We start from the raw sequence: 20,576 nt of genomic DNA, 5'->3' as shown, positions 1-20,576 counted from the left end.
TTTATTTAAAAAACGCTCTTACGTTTTGGTCTTTAGACGCTGCTAATTCTTTATAAGTCCCTTCGGCGTAATTAATACCGTTTACCAATAAAACAATACGTTCTGAGACCACTCTGGCACAATCAACATCGTGTGTTATTATTAGTGATGATGTGTTATATTTTTTTTGTATTTTACGCATAAGCGCAATAATTTCTTTTGATGTAATAGGATCTAGTCCGCTTGTTGGCTCATCGTATAATATTATTTTAGGCTTAAGTATTAATGTTCTTGCCAAAGCGATACGGCGTTTCATACCGCCAGAAAGTTCAGATGGCATTAAGTTTATAGCATTAACCAATCCAACGCTTTCTAACGCCTCCATAACTAATGGTGTGGTATCTGTAATATTTTTAAACCTACTTTTGTGCCTGCGCAACGGAAACTCTAAATTTTCTCTTACCGTCATAGAATCGTATAAAGCACTACCTTGAAAAAGGAAACCTATTTCGGTACGCAACTCATCTAAATCTGTACGATTTAATGTTGTAATAGCTTTTCCCATAACTTTAATGCTGCCAGAGTCTGGTTGTATTAAACCCACCAAGCATTTTATCATAACCGATTTTCCGGAGCCAGATTTACCCATTATAACTAGGTTTTCGCCTTTAAAAAGGTTTAAGCTAAAGCCGTTTAAAACATGGTTATTACCAAAGGCTTTTTTTAAATCTTTAATTTCAAGAATTGGTTCTTCATCCATTAAAGATGTTGGGGTTTCTTTTATGTTTTGTGTTTTATCCATGATTTAAATTTCAAAAAATATATCGGTTACAAATACCGCAATAAAGTCTATTATAAAAAGTAACATTGATGAAAACACCACGGCAGAATTAGCCGCCATTCCTACCCCAACGGTACCTTTTTTGCAATAATAGCCTTTAAAACAACCCACAAGTCCAATGGCAAACCCGAAAAAAAACGTTTTTATGGTTGCAGGGATAAGGTCTCCAAATGCCAACGCATTAAACACTTTATTAAAATATAATTGAAAAGAGACTTCGCCTTTGGCGTTTTCTACAATAAAAGATCCTAAAAGCGCTATGGTATCGCCCAGAATAACCAACAAAGGCAGCATAAGTGTCGCTGCTAAAACTCTAGTAACCACTAAATATTTAAACGGATTTGTACCAGAGACCTCCATAGCATCAATTTGCTCTGTAACACGCATGGAGCCCAATTCTGCACCTATACCAGAAGCTATTCTTCCGGCAAAGGTAAGCGCTATAATTACGGGGCCAATTTCTCTAATAATCGATATGCTTACCATAGAAGGCATCCAAGACTCTGCACCAAACTCCTCTAGTGTGGGTCTGGTTTGCAGGGTTATTACCAAACCAATAATAAAGCCTGTTACAGCAACCAATAAAATAGAACGGTATCCAATACTGTAACATTGTCTTAAAAGCGCTTTAAACTCAAAAGGTTTAGAAAAAAGCTGTTTAAAAAAGCGATTTGCAAAATAAGCAAGAGCTCCAATTTCTATAATAAAAGCTTTTATTTTTATGAATTTTAACATAGAGTACATTCTATTATTTAAAATTATACTATTTCTATTAGTTATAAAATGATTAAAATCATGTAATACTGATGCATATCATTGTAATGCTTCAGGAATTTTGCTACTTTTAAAATTAAATATGTAACACATGAGTTTAGGTTTGGTTTTATCTGGTGGAGGCATTCGTGGTGCCGCCCATATTGGAGCCATAAAGGCTTTAGAAGAACACAATATTTACCCAACCCATATAGCAGGTACAAGCGCTGGTGCTATTGTTGGCGCACTTTATGCTTATGGACACAATGGCGATGTGATTTTAAATTTTTTTAAAGCTATTAATGTATTGGATATTAAAAAATACGCTTTAAACAAACCTGGGTTTATTGATGCCGAAAAATTTTATTCTGATTTTAAAACTTATTTAAAAAACGACGATTTCAAGTTTTTAAAAAAAGAGCTGTACATTACGGCAACCAATATTTTAAATGGCCAATTAGAGGTTTTTAGCAAAGGTGAACTTATTAAACCCATTTTAGCATCTGCTGCTATTCCAGGCATTTTTCCTCCTGTAAAGATAAAAGACTCGTATTATGTTGATGGCGGTACACTTAACAACTTTCCGGTAGAATTGTTAAAACCCAAGTGCAAAAAAATTATTGGGGTTTATGTTAACGGATTTGAAACTATAACCATTAAAGATTTAAAACATTCGCATAATGTAGTAGAGCGTGCTTTTAAATTAAAATCGGTTAAAGAAGATCAAGAAAAGTTTAGCGATTGCGATTTGGTTATTTCGCCGAATGAATTGGGCAAATATGGCACTTTCGATAAAAAATATCTCGATCAGGTTTTTAAACTAGGATACGATGCTACCAAAAAAGAACTACAAAACAATAAAGTATTTTTACCTTCTTTTATTGAAAACTGATGATTGTCATTTTTGACTCTTTGATACATATGTATATTTAATACCTATATATTGATGAGCCATGAAAACTTACAAAATGCTGCCCCAAATAAGCACCTCTTTACTTGTTGCAATTTTCGTTTTGTTTTTCCTAGAATATTGTAGTCCAAAAAACGAAACTTTTACCAGTTATCGTGCAAAAACCCTTTCAAGATCTGTTGCAAAATCCGCCCCAGAAAAAATCCATATTACTACCCATAAAACCATCAGAATTGATCAATATTTTCAGTTTTTAGACTCTATTGTAAACAAATACGACTCGATTACTGCATATCCTTTAAGCGAGCATTTGCTGGTTAGGGCCAATCCATGGATAATTGATACCCTAAAAAACACCGATTATTATTATATGAAAACCAGAGACTCCTTTATATATAACCAAAAAGAAATGATTGTTTTTCCAAAAGGAGCTACTTTGGTTTTGCCAGATTCTACTAGAGCGAAACAACTGTTGGAATCGTTTAAAAAAACCCGTTTAAGCGTTAATATTCCTGAATTTAAATTACGCATTTTCATGGATACCTTGAGGCTTTACGAATTTCCGGTTCGCGTAGGGCGCAATGAGAAAAAGTTTCTTAAAATGGCCGGTAGGATGGTTGATTTAAAAACAGAAACCGGATCTGGTACTATTGTAAAGCATGTGCGCAATCCAGATTACCACAACCCTGTTAGCGGGCAACAATACCTTGTAACAAAAAGAGATGATGGCAAGATAACCAAACTGCCCCAAATTCCTTTTATAGAAACTGAAATAAACGGCATAAGAAACGGGCAATTAATACATCCAACTACCAACCCCATAACTTTAGGTAAAGCTAGTTCTAATGGCTGTATTGGCACAAAAGAAGCTGATGCTTGGGTAATTTATTATTACGCACCCATTGGAACGAAAATAAATATTAATTATAATTTGAATGTAACCGATGCAACTGGAAAAAAAAGTGTTATACAAGATATTTATAAGTAACCTTGAATATACTTTCGATGCGAAAAACCATATTAAAAACTGATTATAAATAATTATACCATTTACAATTTAAAATTACCATATATAAAGCGTTGTTTTTTGCCTGACAATAATTTTAAACCATAAATGGTATAATTGGTTGGGTTATACTAAAAGCTAAACTACATTATCCATAATATCTTTTACTATTTCTGGATTTTGTAATGTAGAAGTATCGCCTAAATCGCCCGTATCTTTGCTAGCAATTTTTCTTAAAATACGTCGCATAATTTTACCAGATCGGGTTTTTGGCAAACCATCGGTAAACTGTATTTTATCAAGTTTGGCAATAGGGCCAATATGCTCTGTTATTATTTGGTTTATTTCTTTTTGCAAATTTTCTTGATTTCTGCTTTCTCCCGTATCTTTTAAAGTTACGTATCCGTAAAGGGCATTACCTTTAACTTCGTGTGGGAAACCAACAACGGCAGATTCTGCAACGGCAGGATGTTCGTTTATAGCATCTTCAATTGGTGCTGTTCCTAAATTATGGCCAGATACTATAATAACATCATCTACTCTACCAGTAATTCTGTAATAACCAACCTCGTCTCTTAAAGCACCATCGCCTGTAAAGTATTTGTTTTTATAGGTTGAGAAATAAGTTTCTTCGTAACGCTTATGGTTAGCCCAAATGGTACGAGCCATTGATGGCCACGGAAACTTTATACATAACTTCCCTTCTACTTGATTATCCATCAATTCTTCTCCAGACTCAGACATTAAAGTTGGCTGAATACCTATAAAAGGTAAGGTGGCATAGGTAGGTTTGGTTGGTGTTACAAAAGGTATTGGGGTAATCATTATACCTCCTGTTTCGGTTTGCCACCAGGTATCTACTATTGGGCTTTTATTTTTTCCAACATTATCATTGTACCAATGCCAAGCTTCTTCGTTAATTGGTTCTCCAACAGACCCGAGTACTTTTAAAGAAGATAAGTCGTATTCGTTAACCAATTCGGTACCTTGTCTTGCTAGAGCGCGAATGGCTGTTGGTGCAGTATAAAACTGAGTTACTTTATGTTTTTGCACAATATCCCAGAAGCGTCCAAAATCCGGATAACTTGGCACGCCTTCAAACATTACCGTTGTGGCACCGTTTAACAATGGGCCGTAAACAATATAACTGTGGCCTGTAATCCAACCAATATCGGCTGTACACCAATACACATCGTTTTCTTTGTACTGAAATACATTCTTAAAACTATAAGCGGTGTAAACCATATAACCAGCGGTGGTGTGCACCATACCTTTTGGTTGACCTGTTGAACCTGATGTGTATAAAATAAACAGAGGATCTTCAGCTTTCATAATTTCAATTTCGCAGGTGTTTGATGCTTCGTCCAATAAAGGTTGCAGCCATTTATCTCGCCCCGCTTTCATGCTAACATCAGAGTTAATACGCTTTACAACCAAAGAGGTATGCACACCCGGACAACTTTCTAAAGCTTCATCTACAATACCTTTTAAATCTATGGTTTTTGCTCCTCTGTAAGAGCCATCGCTGGTTATTACAAGCTTACAATCGCTATCGTTAACTCTAGAGGCGATTGCTGTTGCGGAAAAACCTGCAAAAATTACCGAATGTATGGCACCTATTCTGGCACAGGCCAAAATTGAGATTGCCAGTTCGGGAATCATGGGCAGATAAATACAAACACGGTCACCTTTGGATATGCCTTGGCTTTTTAAAACGTTGGCCATTTTGTTAACACGCTCGTGCAACTGTTTATAGGTTATGTGTTCTGTTGGATCGTTTGGATCGTTTGGCTCGAACAAAATAGCTGTTTTATCGCTTCGAGTCGCTAAATGCCTGTCGATACAGTTTTCTGTAATATTAAGTTCGGCGCCATCAAACCATTTAATTTCTGGTTTGGCAAAATCCCAGCTCAAGACCTCGTCCCATCTTTTTTGCCATAAAAAGTGCTCTTCGGCGATTTCCTCCCAAAACTTTTCTGGTTCTTGTACAGACTTTCTATACACTTGGTAATACTCTTCTAAATGCTTGATATGATAATTACTCATAATTTTAGTGTTTTAAAAGTTAATAAAATTTAAATAATATTAAAAATGCCATCTTACAAAGGCTTCCATAGCGGCATAATGTGCCAAACCTAATTCGTCGTATAAACTGGCCGTTTCTTTATTTCGGTCTTCTGCGCGTTGCCAAAACTCTCTACTATCTGAACCTTGGAACACCACACCGTCTTTTTGTGATTGGTGCTTAAATATACCTTTTCTTTTTTCTAAAACTTGATCTGGCCCCATGGGTACGGCCATTTCTATTTCATCTATACCCCATTCTTGCCATGCGCCTCGGTATAGCCATACCCAACAATCTGACATGAATTTTTTAGACTTTAGGTTTTTAACTGCCGCAAAAATTGCATCTAGGCATACTTTGTGCGTACCGTGTGGATCTGCCAAATCTCCGGCTGCATAGATTTGATGTGGTTTGACTTTTTCGATAAGATCCATGGTGATTTTAATATCGGCGTCGCCTATGGGTTTTTTTTCAATGGTTCCTGTTTCATAAAAAGGCAATTCCATAAAATGGATTTGTTCGTCTGGAATACCAACAAAATGACAGGTAGCTCTGGCTTCTCCTTTTCTTATCAGCCCTTTTATATAGCGTACTTCCTCGGTATCGATTTCGCTGGATTTTTTATTTTTCAGAAAGTTAACTGCACGTTTATAAATAGCTGTGGCTTCTGTACTTTCTATTCCAAACCTATCATTGTAATCGCAAACAAAACTTGCAAAGCGCAGTGCTTCATCATCTGCAACAGCAATATTACCAGATGTTTGATACCCTACGTGTACTTCGTGCCCTTGTTCGTGCAATCTTCTAAAGGTGCCTCCCATACTAATAATATCATCGTCTGGATGCGGACTAAAAATGATAACGCGTTTTTTTGCTGGTTCTGCACGTTCTGGTCGTTTACTATCGTCTGCACCTGGTTTACCACCGGGCCAACCAGTAATGGTGTTTTGTAGTTTATTGAATATTTTAATGTTAATATCATAAGCTGGTCCGGCATCTGCCAATAGATCGCTCATACCGTTTTCAATATAATCGGCATCTGTAAGCATTAAAATAGGCTTCTTTAAATGAAGTGCTAGACTTAACACCGCTTTTCTGATGAGTTTGTCTGTCCAAACAATTTTTTCAACTAACCACGGTGTATTGATTCTTGTTAGTTTAGATGCTGCAGCTTTATCTAAAACAAAAGTGGCATTGTTATGTTCTTGTAGGTAGGATGCCGGAACACGACTTGTTACTTCTTCTTCTGTTGAGGCTTTAATGATATTGGATTTTCGTTCTCCCCAAGCCAAAAGTATCACTTTCTTAGCTTCCATTATTTTTTTAACACCTAAGGTAATGGCTGTTCTAGGTGTATTTTCTAAGCCTGAAAAGTCGCCACTTGCGGCAACTCTTGTAATATGGTCTAGAGCAACCAAACGGGTTTTGGAGTTTTGCAGAGATCCAGATTCGTTAAACCCGATATGCCCGTTACCTCCAATACCTAAAACCTGTAAATCTATACCGCCCAATGCTTCGATTTTAGCTTCGTATTGATCGCAATAAGGCCTAATGTCTTCTTTTGCCAATGTTCCGTCTGGGATATGGCAGTTTTCTGGCAATATGTCTATATGGTTGAACAGTTGTTCTTTCATAAAGCGCACATAACTGTTTACAGAGTCGGGTTCCATTGGGTAATATTCGTCTAGATTGAAAGATATTACGTTTTTAAAACTCAAACCTTCTTCTTTGTGCAAACGCACCAATTCTGCGTAAAGACCTTTTGGAGAAGACCCAGTTGCCAAACCTAAAATGCAGGGTTGCTTTTGCGATTGCTTAACTCGTATAAGGTTTGCTATTTCTTTAGCAACTGCTTGAGATGCTGTTGTTGAATTTTCGTAAACTACGGTACCAATATTTTCAAATCTTTTTTCGAAACCTGTTGCTTTGTCTATGCTACTTTTTAACATTGTTCTGGTTTTAAGTTTTAATTATTGTTTTTTAATATATTTTCTAATACCCATGTGGTATGTGCTGCTGTTTTACCTGTTGATGGGTGGACTTTGTTTTGCATTATATGTTTTTTTATATTTTGAACATGAAACAATTGAATGTTTTCAGGGTTCTCGATAAACAGGCTTTCTTTATGGTCTCCGTGCTCTAATTCTACAGGCACTTCACCAAAAACCGAAAAACTAATTTTTCCTTTTTCGCCATAAATATAAACATCATCTTCTCTTTTTTCGGTTCCAAAATTCCAACTCCCAGAACCGGTGATACCAGATTGGTGCATCCAAGTTCCCGAAATGGCATCCATGGCAGTATATAAACCTTGTTGATTTGTGGCGATACCTTGAGCAATGGTAATATCGCCCAACAAGTGCATAAACAAATCAATACCATGGGATGCTAAATCATCAAAATAACCCCCTTTTGCTATTTTAATATCTGTACGCCAGTTGTATGTCTTGGCTAAATCAATAGCGTTTGCCGGTTTGCTAAAATGCCAATTTATGTGCCTTATCTTTCCTATTTTATTGCTATCAATCCATACTTTAATTTGCTTAAATCTGGGTAAAGACCGCCTGTAATAAGCAACAAATAAGGGTGTTTTTTTTGCTTTAAAAGCCTCATTTATCAATAAACACTCGTCATAAGTCGGTGCCATTGGTTTTTCAATACAGCAAATTTTTTCTGCCTTAGCGACCTTTAATGCGTAATAGCAATGCGAGTCTGGTGGTGTTGCAATATATACGGCATCAATTTCGGGGTCGTTAATCAATTCGTCTGCATTGGCATAAAATTTAGGGACATTATGTCTAATGGCAAAATCTTCAGCTTTTTCAACATTACGGCGCATAACGGCTTGTAGTTCGAAACCCTCTACCTTTTGGTACGCCGGCCCACTTTTAAGCTCGGTAACGCTGCCGCAGCCAATAATTCCCCATTTAAAAACTTTACTCATTGTCCCCAAAAAATCAATTAGTAAAAGCTTATTTATTTAGTTGTCCAACTTTTTATTTTATGCCCCCAAACGGCAAAAAATAATATAATAGCGTAACAAGGTATTAAAACCCAATAGCTACCAGTTGCTGCAGTTGCAGCGGCATCTGCTTCGGCAATACCAGTTGTAATTAATTCGTGTTTATTGGCATCAACCATTCTGCCATATAAAGGCGGTATGATTGCCCCGCCGGAAATTGCCATAATTAATAAGGCCGAAGCGGTTTTTGTGAATTTGCCTAAACCATCTAAAGTTAAGGGCCATACAGCAGGCCATACTAGAGCATTTGCAATGCCCAATGCCGCAACAAATAATACCGAGGTAAACCCTGTGGTGTACAAAATACAGAAACTAAAGATAATACCTAAAATTGCACTAGCAATTAAGGCCGTTTTTTGCTTAATATATTTTGGTATTAAAAATACACCTAAGGCATAAGTTGCCACCATAGCCATAAGCGTATAAGTGGTAAAGAATTTAGCTTCTTCACCGGTAAAGCCTAATGATATTCCGTAAGCTATTATGGTATCTCCGGCTATTACTTCGGCGCCAACGTAAACAAATAAAGCCAATACACCCAACCATAAATGTGGAAATTGAAAAATACTTGTTTTTGTACTTTTTCCTGTTGCTTTATCTTCTACTTCTTCGGCTTCAACATGAGGAAGTGGAGCTTTTCTAATTAAAACGCCTAGAACAAACAATACGACAGCCATAACAACATAGGGTGTAAAAACACTGTCTGCCATTGTATCTAATAATTGTCCTTTTTCTTCATCAGATACGCTTCCTAATTTTTCTTGTACTTCATCAATACCTGATAATAGTATAGCTCCAAATATTAAAGACCCTAAAGCACCTGCTACTTTATTTGCTATCCCCATAATGGCTATACGTTTGGCACCACTTTCAATAGGCCCTAGTATGGTTATGTATGGGTTTGCGGCGGTTTGCAAAATTGTCATGCCTACGCCTTGAATAAAAATAGCTAATAAAAACACCCAATAGGTTCTTGCTTCGGCTGCTGGAATAAACACCAATGCGCCTATCCCCATTATTACCAAACCCACTGACATGCCTTTTCTGTAACCGATTTTATTTAAAATATATGAAGCTGGTAAAGCCATAACTACGAAAGAAATGTAAGATGCTGAAGCTACAAGGTAAGATTGTGCTTCGGTTAGCTCGTTTATGGTTTTCATAAAAGGGATTAAAGCACCGTTTATCCAAGTTACAAAGCCAAAAATAAAGAAGAGTCCAGCTATTATTATAATAGGTACTAGTGTGTTGGTTGGTTTATTGTTATGCTCCATATTTTTTTGGTTGATTTAATTATTATAGTTGATTAATTTTTTCTGTAAAGCTTCGTATGAGTTTAAATTGGTTTTTGGCTCGGTCTAAATTATGCTCGGGGTATTTGGTTTTATAATAAATATCGTTATTCAAATAATCGGTTAAAAATCTTAAAGCCATAATAAATATCATTGTTTTTGCTGCTAACGGAAGGTATTTAAGCTCTGTAGGCGTTAATGTGGATTTCATTTTTTTAAGAAATCCTTTTGTGTAAGCTTTATAATAATCTGCATTAAAGTTTACTAAGTCCAGATTGGTTTCATCTTCGGCGGCTGTATTGCAAATGGTTCTTATGGCATCTCCAAAATCGTAATGCACAATTCCCGGCATTACGGTATCTGTGTCTATCAAGCAAAGGCCTTTGTTTTTTCTGTTAAAAAGCGCGTTTGAAATTTTGGTATCGTTGTGTGTTACGCGAATTTTTATTTCTCCAGATTCTTTTAGTTTTTGAAGAATGTGCATTTCTGCTTTTAAATCTTCAACTTTTTCGATATAGGGTTTTGCTTTTTCCATGCGTTCTTTTGAAGCAACTTTTAAGGCATCTTCAAACTGTGAAAAACGAAAAGACATATCGTGGAACTTAGGAATAACCTCGGTAAGTTTTGAGGCATCAAAATCGCTTGTTAGCGTTAAAAACTGCCCTAATAATCGGCCGCCTTGGTATGCTACCTCTTTGTTTTTAACGATTTCGTGGGTAACGCTTTTATCAATAAAATACATTAAATTCCAAAAGTTGCCTTCGTTATCTTTGTAATACGAATTGTCTGTTTTGGTTTTTGCAAAGGCAAGTACTCGCCGTTTTTGTTTTTTTAAAGGAAGGTGTTTTAGTTTTGCTTGAATGTGCTTACTAATGGCCACTTTGTTCTCTATTAGCCCGGGCACATCTTTAAACACCCCTTGGTTTATGCGCTGCAGTACAAAATAGGGCTTCGTTTTTGTTTTGATTAAATAAGTATCGTTAATATGGCCTGAGGCTAATTCTTTATAAGATTCAAACTCGCCGTTGTGATCGAATTGATTAAAAATGTACTCTAATTTTTCTTCTAACATTTACCAAAGTTTTACAGGATAAACACCTTGCTCTTTTAACTCTTTAATTGCTTTTTCAACAACTGCCTTATCTTCTTTATAAGTTACCCCAAACCATTTGGCATCAGATTTTAAAACCTCGACGGTTGCTTTTTTTGATTTTAATATCTCATTAACTATGGACGGGATGTAAAATTCTGCTTTTAAATTGGATTTATTAGCTTCTAAAAACTCGCTGAACAACTGGTTTCCGAAGTTAAAACATTTTGGTGTAAATCCCCAAAAATTCATCGAAACAATTGTGTTTTCGTTAATTGGCACTAAACTTCCATCATCGTCTTTTCGCATTAGCTTACCATCTATTTTTTCAATGTGGGTTCGCTCGGTTACATCGGTTAAAAATCCGTTTACATCTACTTCGCACTCGCCTCTAGACACATAACCATGTTCTGAAACCGTGTTTTTCAACAAATAAGCCATGGTGCTAAAACTGTAAGACGTTTTATCTTTTGCCATTAAAGATTTTGCCATAACCTGAAAGGCTTCTTTACCGTAAAAATCGTCTCCGTTAATAATGGCAAAGTTTTCTTTTACTACATCTTTTGCCATTAAAAGCGCATGCCCGGTGCCCCAAGGTTTAACACGCTGTGGGTTTACGTATTCTTTTGGCACACTGTCTAGTTCTTGATAAACATAAGCAACCTCTGCTTTTCCTTCTATTTTTTTATTGAATATCTCTTTAAAATCTTTTTCAAATCGTTTCCTGATGATAAAAACAAATTTTCCAAATCCAGCCTGAAGGGCATCGTAAATTGAAAAATCTATAATGGTATCGCCTTGGGGTGTAAAGGTGTCCATTTGTTTTAAACCTCCATAACGGCTTCCCATGCCAGCTGCTAATATTACAAGTGTTGGTTTTTCCATTCTATTTTAAATTGTTAAACAAAAAAAAACGCTAGGTGCTATTATTCTGTGTTTTAGGTGCTTTTTTAATAATTTTATAAGCTAACAAACTTACAGATTAATTTGCCAATAAAAAAAAAATCATAAAAAAAAATGTGTTCGAGCACATTATTTTTTAATGTATCTTTACATATATTTATGCGTTATGAAAAAATACACCATTAAAGATATTGCTGAATTAGCAGGGGTTTCTAAAGGCACTGTGGATAGGGTTTTACATAAACGTGGTAAGGTTTCGGCGGCAGCCTTAGAAAAGGTTACCAGGTTATTAGAGGAAATTGACTACCAACCAAACCTTATAGCACGCAGTTTAAAGAACACCAAAGACTACCATATTTGCGTGGTACAGCCAGATCCTGAAATAGACCCCTATTGGCAGCCTTGTGTTGATGGCGTAAACGATGCGATTAAGGAATATAAATCGTTTGGCATTACAATTGATTCGTATTTTTTTAACCACGCAGACACCGATTCTTTTTTTAAAATAAACAAGACTATTTTACAACAACGGCCAGATGCTGTTTTGATAACGCCCATTTTCCATAAAGAATCTGTAGAGGTTATAAAGCAATACAATGCCAAAAACATAATTGTTAGCACAATAAACGATCCATTGGAATTAAACGGCATTACAAATTTTGTGGGACAGGATTTAATACAAAGCGGGAGGGTTGCGGCGCGACTTATGGAAATGATAATACCAAAAAACAGAACCATTTTAATTATTCATCTAGACGAGGTGTTTAACAACTCGATACACATGCAGCTTAAGGAAAAAGGTTTTAAAAATTATTTAGAGCGTTTGCAGCACAGTAATTTTACATTGAAAACCTGTAGTTTACAGCAAGCCGATTTATATGATAAACTAAATGGTTTACTAAACAACCCCAATTCCGTTTCTGGTATTTTTGTAACCACATCGAAAGTTTACAGTGTTGCCAAAATTGTTGATAATTTCCCTAATTTGGATATTAAGATTATTGGCTACGATTTATTGGATGAAAATATAAAGTACTTAAAAAACAATGCCATAGATTTTTTAATAAACCAAAACCCAAAGCACCAAGCGTATCTTTGTATAACACAACTTGCAGAATATTTTCTCTTCGACAAAAAAATACCAAGGGAGAAACTATTGCCCATAGACATTGTTAATTCTGAAAATTTTGATGGTTATACTAAAAATTAATCTTAAACGAATTTTAAAACGCCAAAAGATGATGGTGTATGAAAATTGGGTTCTTCGGTTTGTGGATTTACCCAAGTTATCCAAGTTGGTTCGTAGCTTCCATGGGTTTGTTTATGGTATTTGGCACGATAAATTCCGGTTTCAATTGTTCCGTCTTTTAATAAATTAAATTGTTTTAATGAGGCTAAACTTATTGAGCCTTCTACAGTAAAACTGTTGTCATGTTTAAAAGATTTTACGTTAATAGCTTCTGCTGGCCAATTCCAATTAAAATCGAAATTCTTATTTGGCTTCGCTATAAAATCCATAATTCTGGGCGTTGGGTCAATCTCTAAACAATAATATGGATTTAAGCTTTTATCGGCTCTAAAAAAAAGCTCAACACGATCAGAATTATTAATGCTGTTATGGGTATCATCAGTTGAATCTACATAAATTTCAGCATCAAAAACCTTAAAGTTAAAAAATAAATGCTCTGTGGTATAGAGTGCTCTAAATTCAATTTTATCAATTTTCTTATCGTCCCAAGGCGAAACAAAATCAGTTAAAACTTCGGCTTTTACCCAAGCTTTGGCATTGCCTTTTCCTGTTATGGATAATGAGTTTTTGGTAATTTGGTTTACGTTATAAGTCTTCAAGATGCATTGTTTTTTTGGTTTGCTCTATTGTTTTCAATATTCAACATTAAGAAAAAATAACCGTTTTGTTATTGTAAGCCATAACTTTTCTTTTGGCATGCAATTTTACGGCACTAGATAGAACGATTTTTTCTAGATCGCGCCCTTTTGCAATTAAATCCTTTACGCTATGGTCGTGCGATACATGGGCCACATCTTGCTCTATAATAGGGCCTGCATCTAATTCTTCGGTAACATAATGGCTTGTTGCCCCTATTATTTTAACACCGCGTTTATAGGCCGAATGATAGGGTTTTGCTCCCACAAAAGCAGGCAGAAAAGAATGATGGATGTTAATAATTTTACTTGGGTATTTATCGATTAATTTACCCGATATTATTTGCATATATCTAGCCAATACAATAAAATCGATATTGTATTTTTCTAGCAATTGCAGTTGTCGTTCTTCAGCCTCAGCTTTGTTGTTTTTAGTAACGGGAATATGATAAAACGGGATTTTAAAGTTGTTTGCTATTGGTTTTAAATCGTTGTGGTTACTTAATATAAAAGGTATCTCTAACCCTAATTCTCCAGAATTGTATCGTCCCAACAAGTCGTATAGGCAATGGTCGTATTTCGATACAAATACAGCCATTTTTTGTTTAGCATCAGAGGCGTAAATGCGCCATTTTAAATTAAATTTATTAACCAAGGTATCTTTAAATACTGCTTTAAACTTTGCCATGGAAAAATCTGCGCTGTTAAACTCTCCTTCCAATCGCATAAAAAAGGTGTTCTGCTCCCTATCTACATGCTGGTCTATATACACAATATTTCCGCCATTTTTTGCAACAAAAGTTGTAACAGTTGCAATAATATTGGGTTGGTCTGCACAGTTGATCAAGATAATGATTTTTGAATTCTCCATAAGCTTTACACTTGCTTTTTAATTAACATTACCGCTTATACCATAATAGTTAATACTTTTTGAAATCACTTTATTTTAGAACAAAACGGATTACAATATTAACAAACAGAACAAACCAAAACACAAAAAAGCTTAGTGAAAAAACACCTTTTGAAGAAACATCAATTTACCTTTAAAATGTTGTAAATAATTTTAATAAACCTGAATTTTATAAGAAAGAATATAATTTATACTGCTCCGGTTCGGGTTTTTAGATATTCGGTTGGCGAGTAATTGGTGGTTTTTTTAAACTGTCTGTTAAAATTAGAAATATTGTTAAACCCAGATTCAAAACAGATTTCTGAAATGTTATATTTATCTTCCATCAATAATTTACAGGCATAACCAATACGCACTTCGTTTAAATACTCGCTAAAGGTTTTTCGGTTTACACGCTTAAAAACCCTACTAAATGCAGTTGGATTCATACAGGCAATGTTAGCTACCTCTTCAAGGGTAATGCGCTCTTTAAAGTTTTTAATTATATACTCGTAAACTTGGGCTAAATTGGTTTTACCGGTATTATTAAAAGAGTTTACAAAGCCCATGCTGGACAAAAGTTTGTAGTCTTTATGGTTTGCCAGTAGGTTTAGTATTTTAAAAAAAGAAAGGGTTCTGTTAAACCCGTTTTCTTGTTCCAGGTTTTTTATCATTTTAATGGCTGCGCTTAAATCTCCACGAAACACAATGCCATATTGGGCATTGCTAAATAGATTTTTAATGGCTTGCATTTCTGGCATGTTAAAAAAAGCTTCGCCTGCAAAATTTTCTTCAAAATGAATGGCTATGGCCTGTGCTACAAGTCTAGAGCCTTCTTTAAAATAATCTTTGTCGTTTAACCACATGTGCGGCAGGTTTTTACCTATCAAAACTATTTCGCCAACAGAAAACTGTTCGATGCTATCGCCTATAAATCGGGTTCCGGTGCTTTTTAATATGGTAACCAATTCAAATTCCGGATGATAATGCCATATCTTTAAAAAATTTGGGTAACGATTATTTCTAATGGTAAAAGAGGTGTTGCTTAACTTGGTACTTCTATCTAATAAATGTAATTTCATTACCCTGGGCTTAATTAAATAAACACATAATTATTTGATGTGAAAATATAAAAACCGTTCGATTAAAGCAAAAAAAGTATCGATTATAGTTGAAAAAATACAGATTTTACAAATTAGAACTACACCAAATAATGTAGTTGGTTATGCACAAGGCAGTTAGCCGAAAAAAAAGATTGCTAAAGTTGTTTTTACTCGACTAACCAACCAAACCTATTGTACTAAAAAAACCGCTTTATACTAAAGCCTACTTAATTAAATGGTTTCTAAAATCTTCTACTTTTTCGCAACAAATTTGTTCCATAACCTGCTGTAATTGGGTTTTTAAAAGCGAAATGGTATGGTTGCCACCTTTGTTTCCCAAAGCTGCAACGCCATACATAAAGGAGCGTCCCATAAAAGTGAATTTTGCTCCCGAAGCTAGACTTCTTGCAACATCTGGACCAGAACGGATACCGCTATCCATCATTACTTCTATTTGATTACCGTATTTTTCAGCAATTCTGGTTAAAGGTTTTATGGTAGATTCTCCGGCATCTAATTGCCTGCCTCCGTGGTTGGAAACAATAATGCCATCTAAACCCAGAGCAATTGCTTTTTCGGCATCTAGTTGGTTAGCTACACCTTTTAAAACTATTTTACCTTTCCATAAATCTCTAATAGGTTTTATTCGCTCTTCGTTTAACCTACCGGAAAAGGTATCGTCCATAAATTTGCCCAATTGTTTTAAGTCCAGGTTTTTTGGCATGTATGGTTTCAAGGTTTCAAAATTTGGTTGCCCATGTTTTAAGGTTTGAAAAGCCCAATTAGGTTTTCCTAAAATTTGAAAAATATTGCTTACCGACATGTTTGGGGGCATAGCTAGGCCATTTCTTATATCTCTTGGCCTAAAACCAAAAGTGGGCACATCGCATAAAATAACCAAGGTTTTGTAGCCCGAGTTTTCGCATCTTTTCAAAATGTCATTTCTAATCTCAGTTTTAGCTGGATGGTATAATTGAAACCAAGCTTTACCTTCGGTTAATTCAGATATGCGCTCTATACTGCTTGTGGTTACAGTGCTTAAAATAAAAGGTATATTGTGCTTAAAAGCGGCTTTGGCCAATATTTCTGGTGCATTGGGCCACATTAATCCCTGTAAACCAACTGGGGCAATACCAAATGGCGCATCGTATTCATGGCCAAACAAAGTGGTTTTCATGCTAGATGCCGTGTGTTTACTAAGATACTCGGGCAGCAATTCTACCTCGCGTATCTCAGCGGTATTTTTATACAGATTTATATCTTCATTACAGCCGCCATCTAGATACTCAAAAGCAAACTTTGGTATTCTTTGTTTGGCACGGGTTCTTAAATCTTCAATGGACGGGTATTTAGTATTAAAACTCACAACAGTTACATATTAATTTTATTGTTTTTCGAAGGTATGCATGGCATAGCTTAATTTTAAGGCATCGTATCTATCCTTAAAAGTATTTAATCGGGTACTAAAGTCGTCCCAATTTCGGTTTTCTTTTGAAGACCAAACGACTTCTGAAAGTGCTGTCATTCTGGGTAAAATCATATACTCCACATGGTCTGTGGTTTTCATGTATTCGGTCCACACATTGCCTTGTGCCCCTAAAACGTATTTATGTTGTTCAGCAGAAAGCTCTTTAGGTGTTGGCTGGTAAGCATACACATCGGCAACCGTGGTTTTTCCACCAATGGCCAAAGGTTCGTTGGCTTTGTCTTCGGTTTGAAAATGATCGAAATAACAGGAGTGTCCGGGTGTCATAATTACATCGTGGCCTTGTTTGGCGGCTTCTATACCACCTTTTTCCCCACGCCATGACATAACGGTTGCATTGGGTGCTAAACCGCCTTCTAAGATTTCATCCCAACCAATTATTTTTTTTCCTTTTGAGTTTAAATATTTTTCAATTCTTGTAATAAAATAGCTTTGTAATTCGTGCTCGTCTTTTAAACCTTGTTTTTTAATTCTGCTTTGGCAGCTGGGGCAACGTTTCCAATTGGCTTTTGGGCACTCGTCGCCTCCAATATGCACATAAGTTGATGGGAATAACGGAATTACTTCATTTAAAACATCTTTTAAAAACTTGAAGGTTTCTTCTTTTCCGGCACAATACACATCATCAAAAACGCCCCAAGTTTCTTGAACGATTTTTGGTGTTCCGGCTGCTTGAATTTCTTTTCCTTTCTTAGAGCCCATATCTTTGGTTACCTGTGTTGGCTCTTCTGGAAAACAACTTAAATACGGATAAGCGGCAATGGCTGCACTACTATGCCCTGGCAATTCTATTTCGGGAATTACGGTAACGTGTTTTTTTGTTGCATACGCTACAATGTCTTTAACATCGTCTTGGGTGTAAAAGCCACCGTATCGTTTTTCATCATTGCCCGTTCCGGGGTGGCGCCCAATTATGGTACCGTTTCTCCAGGCTCCTATTTCGGTAAGTTTTGGGTATTTTTTAATTTCTATTCTCCAACCTTGATCTTCGGTTAAATGCCAATGAAACGTATTCATTTTATGCATTGCGATTAAATCGATGTACTTTTTTATGAAATCTACAGGAAAATAATGGCGGGCCACATCTAAGTGCATGCCTCTGTATTGGTATAGTGGGTTGTCTTTTATAGATACGGCGGGAATGGTTAATTCCTTTAGGTTGCCATTTGCCAATTCTATGCTTGCCGGCATTAGCTGCCTTAGTGTTTGAATACCATAAAATACGCCTTTGGGGGTTTTACCTGCTATTTCTATGGTGCTGAATGTTACATTTAAAGTATAAGCTTCGTCGTTTTCAATGCTATCGTCCAGTTTTAAAACCACGTTTCCTGTGCCTTCGGATGAGAAATTGATGGATTTACCAGTTGCCCCACTTAACATACCCGCTAAAAATTCGCCTTCGTTTTTTAAACCTTCTACGCCAACAATTTTAGTGTTTCCATCTACTAAAAATCTACCGGTTTGTATGTCTAGGGTTTGCGGTTTGGGTATAATCTGGTAATCTGCTTCGGTGTTTGCCACTTCCTTGTATTTATTGGAGCACGAAAAACTAAGCAAACACACAAGTGCGATAATTGAAATCTTCATTTTTATATAATTTAATTGTTATTTATAGTTTTATAATTGATATATTTTTTCCATTAAAAGCCATTTTTCGTTTGCTTTTGCGGTTGGTAGAGCCTTTTGGTAATTCCACATTAAAGTTTCCCATTCTTGTACTTTGGGGTTGTTGGCATCCATTTTTGATTTTTTTTCGAATGAAAATGTATCGTTCACCTCCATAATCATAAACAACCTATTTACTACACAGTAAATCTCTAAAACTTCAATACCCGAATCTACAATACTTGCAGTTATTTCAGGCCAAATTTGCTTGTGGTATTTTTTATATTCTGCTATTAGTTTAGCATCATCAACTAAATCTAAAGCAAAGCAATGGCGTTTTAGGTATTTCATTTTAATTAAGCGTTATGTAAAACATCATCAGTAGCTTCATGTTTTTTAAAGACCCTCAAGCCGTACCAAGCAATATAAACAAAACAAAACAATGGTAAAATAAACGAGAAATTAACTTCTGAAACCCCCATGATTTGGGTATCTGCAACTCCATTCCCTCCTGCATCTATAATCATTCCTTGTAATTTAGGCATTAACGCACCACCAACAATGGCCATAATTAATCCTGCAGATCCTACTTTTGATTGTTCTTCGGTTAAATCGCCTAAAGCAATACCGTATATAGTTGGGAACATTAAAGACATACAGAATGATACACCAACTAAGCTGTACAAACCAAACATACCAGTTATAAAAATGGTGCCAAAAACAAAAACAACGGCAAGTATAGCAAAATACATTAATAATTTACCAGAACTCATAAATCGTAACATATATGTGCCAACGGCTCGACCTATAGTAAATATAACAAAGGCTGCCATTTGATAGTAACCTGCAGTAACGCTATCCATACCTATGGCTTCTGCGTATTGGTAAATATATGTCCAACACATTATTTGAGCGCCAACATATAAAATTTGAGCAAGTACACCAAGCACGTATTTTTTGTTTTTTGCTAAAGTGGCAAATGTTTGACTAATACTGGGCATACCGCCTTCGTCTCTAGATTGTGGCATTTTACTAACCAAAAACAGAACGAATATTACAATGAGCACTAAGCCTAAAATAACGTAGGGGTTACGAATAACCAATAAATCGGATGTTTTAACCAAGACTTTTGAAGCCTCATCGAGAGCGCTAAAATCTGTAATATCATCAGATTGTAAGTTCTTTAAAACAAATTGTTGCGCAACAAACAAACCAGCAATTAACCCAACCGGATTAAAGGCTTGAGCTAAATTTAAACGCTGTGTTGCAGTTTCTTTAGCACCCATTGCTAAAATATAAGGATTCGCAGCAGTTTCTAAAAACGCCAATCCAAAGGTTAAAATATATAAACCCAAACAGAAAAACATAAAACTCTCTGATTGCGCCGCTGGATAAAACAGTAATGCTCCTGTAGCGTACAAGGCTAAACCAATTAAAATACCCACTTTATAAGAATACTTTCGCATAAACATGGCTGCTGGTAATGCCATACAAAAATAACCACCATAAAAAGCCATTTGCACCCAAGCCGCTTGCGAATTAGAGAGTTCTAAAACCTTTTTAAACGCTTGTACCATAGGGTCGGTTACGGCATTGGCAAATCCCCAAAGCGCAAATAACGAGGTTACTAAAATAAAAGGGATTATTATCTTTTTTGAAACAACAACAGGTTTTGATTTGCTCATTTTAAATTTGAATTTGGTTTTACAAATGGGTAAAAATTACTGAACTGTTTTAATCTTTTATAT

At 35.7% G+C, this 20,576-nt stretch carries 18 protein-coding genes; 3 read left to right on the top strand and 15 right to left on the bottom strand.

All coding sequences use genetic code 11. From position 1 onward, the window contains the following. Position 1 precedes the first annotated feature (1 nt). Both ACFSQS_RS01865 and ACFSQS_RS01860 read right to left on the bottom strand, forming a co-directional pair. On the bottom strand, positions 2-781 hold the full coding sequence (locus tag ACFSQS_RS01865; RefSeq protein ID WP_388013209.1) for an ABC transporter ATP-binding protein: 780 nt from the start codon (positions 779-781) through the stop codon (positions 2-4). Between the two features lie 3 nt (positions 782-784). After that, positions 785-1,555 (bottom strand): MlaE family ABC transporter permease, encoded by a 771-nt coding sequence (locus ACFSQS_RS01860; protein ID WP_388013206.1) that lies wholly within the window; start codon positions 1,553-1,555, stop codon positions 785-787. A gap of 130 nt (positions 1,556-1,685) precedes the next feature. On the opposite strand from ACFSQS_RS01860, the gene ACFSQS_RS01855 reads away from it, so the two are divergent. Continuing rightward, on the top strand, positions 1,686-2,465 hold the full coding sequence (locus ACFSQS_RS01855) for a patatin-like phospholipase family protein (protein ID WP_388013203.1): 780 nt from the start codon (positions 1,686-1,688) through the stop codon (positions 2,463-2,465). A gap of 61 nt (positions 2,466-2,526) precedes the next feature. After that, positions 2,527-3,471 carry a L,D-transpeptidase gene (locus ACFSQS_RS01850; protein ID WP_388013200.1) on the top strand — a complete coding sequence of 315 codons (945 nt, stop codon included), beginning with the start codon at positions 2,527-2,529 and terminating at the stop codon, positions 3,469-3,471. Between the two features lie 156 nt (positions 3,472-3,627). Here the strand turns inward: ACFSQS_RS01850 and acs are convergent, their stop codons facing one another. Genes acs through ACFSQS_RS01820 form a run of 6 tightly spaced genes read right to left on the bottom strand, consistent with a single transcriptional unit; the run spans position 3,628 to position 11,843 of the window. Next, entirely contained in the window at positions 3,628-5,535 is a 1,908-nt protein-coding gene (gene acs / locus ACFSQS_RS01845) for an acetate--CoA ligase (RefSeq protein ID WP_388013197.1), read from the bottom strand. 39 nt (positions 5,536-5,574) lie between these two features. After that, positions 5,575-7,503 (bottom strand): glucosamine-6-phosphate deaminase, encoded by a 1,929-nt coding sequence (gene nagB, locus ACFSQS_RS01840; protein ID WP_388013194.1) that lies wholly within the window; start codon positions 7,501-7,503, stop codon positions 5,575-5,577. 17 nt (positions 7,504-7,520) lie between these two features. Beyond that, entirely contained in the window at positions 7,521-8,498 is a 978-nt protein-coding gene (locus ACFSQS_RS01835; protein ID WP_388013191.1) for a Gfo/Idh/MocA family protein, read from the bottom strand. A gap of 32 nt (positions 8,499-8,530) precedes the next feature. Then, on the bottom strand, positions 8,531-9,850 hold the full coding sequence (locus ACFSQS_RS01830) for a sugar MFS transporter (protein ID WP_388013188.1): 1,320 nt from the start codon (positions 9,848-9,850) through the stop codon (positions 8,531-8,533). A gap of 22 nt (positions 9,851-9,872) precedes the next feature. Further along, entirely contained in the window at positions 9,873-10,940 is a 1,068-nt protein-coding gene (locus ACFSQS_RS01825) for a phosphotransferase enzyme family protein (RefSeq protein ID WP_388013185.1), read from the bottom strand. Beyond that, the gene (locus ACFSQS_RS01820; protein ID WP_388013182.1) at positions 10,941-11,843 is read right to left on the bottom strand and encodes a nucleotidyltransferase family protein; all 903 of its coding nucleotides are present in this window, start codon (positions 11,841-11,843) and stop codon (positions 10,941-10,943) included. Between the two features lie 184 nt (positions 11,844-12,027). On the opposite strand from ACFSQS_RS01820, the gene ACFSQS_RS01815 reads away from it, so the two are divergent. Then, positions 12,028-13,071: a substrate-binding domain-containing protein gene (locus ACFSQS_RS01815; protein WP_388013179.1), complete on the top strand. Its 1,044-nt coding sequence runs from the start codon at positions 12,028-12,030 to the stop codon at positions 13,069-13,071. 2 nt (positions 13,072-13,073) lie between these two features. Here ACFSQS_RS01815 and ACFSQS_RS01810 read toward each other — a convergent pair whose 3' ends face one another. From ACFSQS_RS01810 to fucP, 7 genes are all read right to left on the bottom strand, one after another. Beyond that, positions 13,074-13,709 carry a carbohydrate-binding family 9-like protein gene (locus tag ACFSQS_RS01810; RefSeq protein ID WP_388013176.1) on the bottom strand — a complete coding sequence of 212 codons (636 nt, stop codon included), beginning with the start codon at positions 13,707-13,709 and terminating at the stop codon, positions 13,074-13,076. A gap of 46 nt (positions 13,710-13,755) precedes the next feature. Beyond that, positions 13,756-14,616, bottom strand: coding sequence for a formyltetrahydrofolate deformylase (gene purU / locus ACFSQS_RS01805; RefSeq protein WP_388013173.1), 861 nt, complete (start codon positions 14,614-14,616; stop codon positions 13,756-13,758). A gap of 227 nt (positions 14,617-14,843) precedes the next feature. Then, positions 14,844-15,716: an AraC family transcriptional regulator gene (locus ACFSQS_RS01800; protein ID WP_388013170.1), complete on the bottom strand. Its 873-nt coding sequence runs from the start codon at positions 15,714-15,716 to the stop codon at positions 14,844-14,846. A gap of 244 nt (positions 15,717-15,960) precedes the next feature. Continuing rightward, positions 15,961-17,103: an alpha-hydroxy acid oxidase gene (locus tag ACFSQS_RS01795; protein WP_388013167.1), complete on the bottom strand. Its 1,143-nt coding sequence runs from the start codon at positions 17,101-17,103 to the stop codon at positions 15,961-15,963. 18 nt (positions 17,104-17,121) lie between these two features. Beyond that, positions 17,122-18,810 (bottom strand): beta-N-acetylhexosaminidase, encoded by a 1,689-nt coding sequence (locus ACFSQS_RS01790; RefSeq protein ID WP_388013164.1) that lies wholly within the window; start codon positions 18,808-18,810, stop codon positions 17,122-17,124. 30 nt (positions 18,811-18,840) lie between these two features. Next, positions 18,841-19,179, bottom strand: coding sequence for an L-rhamnose mutarotase (locus ACFSQS_RS01785; RefSeq protein ID WP_388013161.1), 339 nt, complete (start codon positions 19,177-19,179; stop codon positions 18,841-18,843). A gap of 5 nt (positions 19,180-19,184) precedes the next feature. Further along, entirely contained in the window at positions 19,185-20,513 is a 1,329-nt protein-coding gene (gene fucP / locus ACFSQS_RS01780) for an L-fucose:H+ symporter permease (RefSeq protein ID WP_388013158.1), read from the bottom strand. Positions 20,514-20,576: the final 63 nt, after the last annotated feature.

The organism is Gelatiniphilus marinus, from assembly GCF_042684345.1.
In the GTDB taxonomy this organism is placed as follows: Bacteria; Bacteroidota; Bacteroidia; order Flavobacteriales; family Flavobacteriaceae; genus Gelatiniphilus; species Gelatiniphilus marinus.
This window is presented reverse-complemented; position numbering and strand designations above follow the sequence as displayed.

Coding starts and splice junctions, on each gene's coding strand:
- ACFSQS_RS01865 (WP_388013209.1), bottom strand. CDS start 781: ATGGATAAAACACAAAACATAAAAGAAACCCCAACATCTTTAATGGAT.
- ACFSQS_RS01860 (WP_388013206.1), bottom strand. CDS start 1,555: ATGTTAAAATTCATAAAAATAAAAGCTTTTATTATAGAAATTGGAGCT.
- ACFSQS_RS01855 (WP_388013203.1), top strand. CDS start 1,686: ATGAGTTTAGGTTTGGTTTTATCTGGTGGAGGCATTCGTGGTGCCGCC.
- ACFSQS_RS01850 (WP_388013200.1), top strand. CDS start 2,527: ATGAAAACTTACAAAATGCTGCCCCAAATAAGCACCTCTTTACTTGTT.
- acs (WP_388013197.1), bottom strand. CDS start 5,535: ATGAGTAATTATCATATCAAGCATTTAGAAGAGTATTACCAAGTGTAT.
- nagB (WP_388013194.1), bottom strand. CDS start 7,503: ATGTTAAAAAGTAGCATAGACAAAGCAACAGGTTTCGAAAAAAGATTT.
- ACFSQS_RS01835 (WP_388013191.1), bottom strand. CDS start 8,498: ATGAGTAAAGTTTTTAAATGGGGAATTATTGGCTGCGGCAGCGTTACC.
- ACFSQS_RS01830 (WP_388013188.1), bottom strand. CDS start 9,850: ATGGAGCATAACAATAAACCAACCAACACACTAGTACCTATTATAATA.
- ACFSQS_RS01825 (WP_388013185.1), bottom strand. CDS start 10,940: ATGTTAGAAGAAAAATTAGAGTACATTTTTAATCAATTCGATCACAAC.
- ACFSQS_RS01820 (WP_388013182.1), bottom strand. CDS start 11,843: ATGGAAAAACCAACACTTGTAATATTAGCAGCTGGCATGGGAAGCCGT.
- ACFSQS_RS01815 (WP_388013179.1), top strand. CDS start 12,028: ATGAAAAAATACACCATTAAAGATATTGCTGAATTAGCAGGGGTTTCT.
- purU (WP_388013173.1), bottom strand. CDS start 14,616: ATGGAGAATTCAAAAATCATTATCTTGATCAACTGTGCAGACCAACCC.
- ACFSQS_RS01800 (WP_388013170.1), bottom strand. CDS start 15,716: ATGAAATTACATTTATTAGATAGAAGTACCAAGTTAAGCAACACCTCT.
- ACFSQS_RS01790 (WP_388013164.1), bottom strand. CDS start 18,810: ATGAAGATTTCAATTATCGCACTTGTGTGTTTGCTTAGTTTTTCGTGC.
- ACFSQS_RS01785 (WP_388013161.1), bottom strand. CDS start 19,179: ATGAAATACCTAAAACGCCATTGCTTTGCTTTAGATTTAGTTGATGAT.
- fucP (WP_388013158.1), bottom strand. CDS start 20,513: ATGAGCAAATCAAAACCTGTTGTTGTTTCAAAAAAGATAATAATCCCT.